This is a genomic window from Prosthecobacter sp., assembly GCF_044373815.1.
Taxonomy (GTDB): domain Bacteria; phylum Verrucomicrobiota; class Verrucomicrobiia; order Verrucomicrobiales; family Verrucomicrobiaceae; genus Prosthecobacter.
Map to the genome: position 1 here is coordinate 1 of NZ_JBIPNG010000536.1, position 4,226 is coordinate 4,226.

At 58.4% G+C, this 4,226-nt stretch carries 4 protein-coding genes; 1 reads left to right on the top strand and 3 read right to left on the bottom strand.

Features of this window, described 5'->3' with window-relative positions; translation table 11 throughout:
* Both ACIREA_RS27715 and ACIREA_RS27720 read right to left on the bottom strand, forming a co-directional pair.
* A partial coding sequence (locus ACIREA_RS27715) for an MFS transporter (RefSeq protein WP_397385563.1) occupies positions 1–378 on the bottom strand: 378 nt, incomplete at its 3' end.
* A gap of 67 nt (positions 379–445) precedes the next feature.
* On the bottom strand, positions 446–1,282 hold the full coding sequence (locus tag ACIREA_RS27720) for a hypothetical protein (protein ID WP_397385564.1): 837 nt from the start codon (positions 1,280–1,282) through the stop codon (positions 446–448).
* Between the two features lie 91 nt (positions 1,283–1,373).
* On the opposite strand from ACIREA_RS27720, the gene ACIREA_RS27725 reads away from it, so the two are divergent.
* Positions 1,374–2,789, top strand: coding sequence for a caspase family protein (locus ACIREA_RS27725; RefSeq protein ID WP_397385565.1), 1,416 nt, complete (start codon positions 1,374–1,376; stop codon positions 2,787–2,789).
* A gap of 64 nt (positions 2,790–2,853) precedes the next feature.
* Here the strand turns inward: ACIREA_RS27725 and ACIREA_RS27730 are convergent.
* Positions 2,854–4,226, bottom strand: a 1,373-nt coding sequence (locus ACIREA_RS27730; RefSeq protein WP_397385566.1) for a hypothetical protein, incomplete at its 5' end; no start/stop codon positions are given.

Below are 4,226 nucleotides of genomic sequence, written 5' to 3' on the forward strand. Positions count from 1 at the left end.
GAACATCTTCGCAATGTTCGGAAACCCGCCCGCCTCACCCGCGCCAAACAAAAACCGGCACACGATCATCGACGCCAGATTCCACGCATATCCCGTCGCCGCCGTGAACACGCTCCAAAACATCACGACACGCAGCAGCACCCGCCGTGGTCCCCATTTGTCCCCCAGCCAGCCGCCCGGAATCTCAAAGAGCGCATACGCCAGCGTGAATGCGGAAAACACATAGCCCATCTGCGTGTCATCAAATCCCAGATCCTGCTGAATGAACGGCCGCGCCTTCGAAATGCACACCCGGTCGATGTAATGAATGATGCCGAGCATCACGGCAAAAACGATCACGCCATAGCGCGTACGAGTGGGACGAAGAGTGGATTCCATGGACGGGTTGGGAAAGCGCGCATGCTGCCACGCGGCCTGACTCAACGTCAACTCCTCAAACAATCCATCACGGCTCTCCCACGGTAGGGTTCTCCACCACAATCGCGCTCGCTTTCACCGCCCGCGTCAGCACCTCCTTCGGCTGCTTGCCGCTTGGCACCAGCTCATGCGCCATGCCCTTGTAGCGCAGCGGCTTGTAGCCAAGCGCCAGCAGCGCATCCAGCGGTGCCTGCTTGAGGCCGGGCTTCCAGTAGTCCGGCGCACCGCCCGTTTCATAGTAGTAGATCCAGGTGTGCTGCGGATCATACCATCCGGCGCAAAGAATCACATGCCGGTGCGGAATGTTCAGCACATCCCCCGGCTGCAACTCCTGCGCGCTGCCGAGTTCCGTGCAAACCGCCGGCAGCCGGCTGGTGTCATGCACGCTCGGCAGTTTCAGACAGCGCGACACAAATCCCGAACAATCCACCCCTGTGGCCTGTGCGCTCACCGCCGCATTGTCAGCACGTCGTTTCTCTGGCGATGACACATCACCGCCAGCGCTGCCATTCGCGATGGCTTGATCAAACGACGCCGGATCATCAAACCCACCCCACTTGTACGGCACCCCGCTGTTCATCTCCCCCGGCACCCACCATCCTTTGCGATCCTGCTGCGGCTCGTGAGTCACATCAGGCGTGTTGACGAGCACTCCCGCCTTGTCCTTTCCGTGCAGAATATTCCGCGCAAACGGCCGCCACGTGTGATTCGCAAACCGTTGCGCAATCGCCATCGCCTCATCCGGCGTGACCTGCGAAGGCGCAGCCGGATCTCCTGGAATCAGCGGCTCAGAGGCAGCGTCTGGCTTCAAGGTGGCGTTGCAACTCGTCAAAACGAGCATCAGGGCGGGGAGGGCACACTTCATCGGGCGGATGATGCGAGGTCTCCGCGCCGGGTCAACCGATTGCGCCTGTCCATGAGGTTGACCTGCCCGTTCTCGATTGCAGAATGCATCCATGCCCTCCCGCCTCCGCCTCGCTGGCTTCCTGCTGCTGGCCGCCTTCGCCCTGCGAATGAATGCCGCTCCCGCCAAGCCCTCTGCACGCACCGCCCTCGTCATTGGCAATGCGAAGTATGAAGCCGCCGTGGGTCCGCTGCGCAATACCGGCAACGATGCCAAAGCCGTGGCCAAAACCCTGCGTGATCTCGGCTTCGCAGTGATCGAAAAACATGACGTCACCCGCGATCAACTGCTGCGCGCCGTGGTGGAGTTCCGCGCCACACTGACCGACGCCGAAGTCGGCCTCTTTTATTACGCAGGCCACGGCATCTCCGTGGCCGGCTCCAATTACCTGCTGCCCATCAAATCCGGCTACACCTCCGAAGGAGCCGACGACGTAACTCTTCGCCTGCTCGCAGAAACCAAGCTCTTCAATGTCGAGCAGGCCGTGGCCGACATGAAATCCTCCGGCGCCCTCTGCAACCTCGTCATCCTCGATGCCTGCCGCACCACCGCCGTCGCACGCACCGGACGCACCCGCGATGCCACCAGCCCCGGCGGCCTCAGCGAGATGAAACCACCCGCCGGATCACTCATCGCCTTTGCCACCGATGCAGGGCAGACCGCACTCGATGGCGATGGCACCAACGGCCTCTACACCGAAGAACTCCTCAAAAACCTGCGCACCCCCGGCTTGACGGTCGAGCAGGTCTTCAAACGCACCCGTGCCGGCGTCCTCGAACGCTCCAATGGCGGGCAGATTCCTGCGGAATACTCCCGCCTCGTCGGCGATGACGTCTTCCTCGCCGGTCAGGCTCCCGCGCCGGCACCCATGGTGGCATCGCTTCCAGCTCCAGCCGCTCCCATAGATTCACTCCCACCTCCAACACGGTCAGTCACACCGCACGCACTCCCCACTCTGAAGGAGGTCACGAAACTCGCCACCGCAGGCAAGGCCCGCGAATGTGTCGAAGCCTTGCAGCAGATCTCAAAGTCCAAAGGCCCCGGTGACTATGCCTCACTGCCCATCGAAGTGCTGCTGGATCGCGTGAAGGAAGACCTCAAAGACGCCACCACCGCCTCTCCCACCGTCGAATCCGCCGCCACCACCTGCGAGCTCATCCTCCAAGCCCTGCGCGACTGCCTGCCGCCGGATCACGAGAAGAAGATCCCCTTCACCGCCAAGGCGCTGAACCGTCGCGGCGATACCCTCCTGCTTCTCGGTCGTGCCGACGAAGCCCTCGAAGCCTACAACGCCGCCCTCCCGCTCACCCCCGACGATTCCTACATCCTCTACAATCGCGGCCGCGCCCACCTCGCCCTCGGCAGCACGGACGCCGCCAAGGCTGATTTTACCGAAGCCGCGAGCACCAAGTACCATCAGCTAAAAGCCCGTAAGCTGGCTGAAGAGGCGCTTGCGAAACTCAAGTAATCCACGCTGCTCGGATCCCGACCTGGCAGTCACTCATGCCACGTCCGGGCATCACCAATCCTGGTCATCTTTTCAGCAGGGCGTTGTGCTCTGATTCCGACCAATTTTCATGCCATTCCAGGTTCAAATTAATGACGCCTGTGTAGAGTAGAATGTCCTCACCACTGCCATTTGTTGCCATTTGAAGGATCTTAACGCCGATAATTTTGCTATCTATGGACTTTGCCGCATCCGGCAAGCTGTCAGGCATTCCAAGATAGAATCCCGTGTTTAAGGTTGTTTCCTCACCAGGCGGAAGCTGTCCTGAACCAATGCCTACCCACGGCCCGGTAACGAGCGTGAATGAAGTGTCGGCAAACGGATAACAATTCTTCTCAACCTTCTTCAGCATTGGGAGCGCCCCCGACGGACCCACGAGTAATTTGTCGTCGATAACAGTTCCGTCGGGCAAATAAAGAAGTGCCGACAAAGTGCTGATATCTATGGCTCGCTCACCTATGTTTTTGAACCTTAGCGGCATCGCGACAGCATAGCTAGCCGTTGGATGAATTGTACTCTTTTTAAAAGCAACAGCACGAACACTGGGCCAACCAGTGGGTGCAGGTGCGACAATCTCTAACACGGGACTTGATGGGCGAGGATAAACAGGTTCCGGCTTCGGAATAAACACGGTGTAATACTTATCGAATAGAGCAGGCTTCTGAAGTTTACCTTCAAGGAAGACTGGCACGTCGGCAGCCAACAGGTTGAGCACCCGAAAGTGATAATAACCAGCCTCGAAACCATCAAGCAATTCCTCGTCAATCTCAATCATTCCAGCGCCAACTCGGAACTCGGTTTGTGGTCCTATAAGCCACGACGTCCACCATGCCCAAGGTAAGCCTGCTTTTTCGCCCCATTCAAGGCGGCGGATGTTGCTTCGCTTGGGTGGCTTCAAGGCTTCAGGAAGTAAAACCACCGTTGTGATCGGTTTGTCCGTCGGCAGCCCCACGTTCTTGTACTTCTGCAACCAAGTGAGTGACAGGGGATACATGAGCGCCGCGTCTCCGAGTCTTAGTTGTGCTGCTCCCCCTGGTTGGCCATCAAGATACCATCCGGCGGGTGACTCCTGAGCATCAAGCGTTTGGTACTCCATCCTTTGCTTTGGTATCAGTTCGGGTTGCACGTTAACCAAGAACCGAGTCTCAGCGAGAATCTTGCCATCAGGCCCCAAGATCCTGAAAGCAACCGGCAAATCAGGGCCCATGGGAGTAGATTCGTCAATAGGACAAAATGGCGTAATGAGTGTATAACCACGCGCTTTAGCAGCCTGACCTTTGTCTAATCGCGATGGCCAGATACCTACGCTCCACTTCCATGTCAGCCCCGTTTTGTCGTTTTCAATACTCGAGCCATAAGCCACACTTCGATTCGGTCGAAGTTTCTCAGACAGATAGA